Source organism: Staphylococcus cohnii subsp. cohnii (assembly GCF_002902365.1).
In the GTDB taxonomy this organism is placed as follows: Bacteria; Bacillota; Bacilli; order Staphylococcales; family Staphylococcaceae; genus Staphylococcus; species Staphylococcus cohnii.
This window is the reverse complement of sequence record NZ_PPQC01000042.1, coordinates 1-563: the sequence shown is the minus strand read 5'-3', so window position 1 is coordinate 563 and position 563 is coordinate 1. Positions and strand designations below refer to the sequence as shown.

At 32.5% G+C, this 563-nt stretch carries 1 protein-coding gene; it reads left to right on the top strand.

Annotated features, from left to right (window positions below; genetic code table 11):
* The coding region (gene hxlA, locus CD032_RS07255; RefSeq protein ID WP_103211340.1) for a 3-hexulose-6-phosphate synthase at nt 1-563 on the top strand (563 nt) is incomplete at both ends.

Below are 563 nucleotides of genomic sequence, written 5' to 3'. Positions count from 1 at the left end.
ATTGATTTATTAAATAAAGAGGATGCTGCAGAATTAGCAAATAAAGTTAAAGATTATGTAGATATCGTAGAAATTGGAACACCGATTGTTATAAATGAAGGATTACCAGCTGTACAACATTTAAATGATAATATTGATAGTGTAAAAGTATTAGCAGATTTAAAAATTATGGATGCTGCCGACTATGAAGTAAGCCAAGCAGTTAAATTTGGTGCAGACATAGTAACAATTTTAGGCGTTGCAGAAGATGCATCCATTAAAGCAGCAGTTGATGAAGCACATAAACATGGCAAACAATTATTAGTAGATATGATTGCAGTACAAGATTTAGAAAAACGTGCGAAAGTTTTAGATGATTTAGGCGCAGATTATATCGCTGTTCATACTGGTTATGACTTACAAGCTGAAGGTCAATCTCCTTTAGAAAGTTTACGTAAAGTTAAATCTGTAATTAGTAATTCTAAAGTAGCAGTTGCAGGTGGTATTAAACCAGATACAATTAAAGATATTGTTGCAGAAAATCCTGATTTAATTATTGTTGGTGGCGGCATTGCAAATGCTGA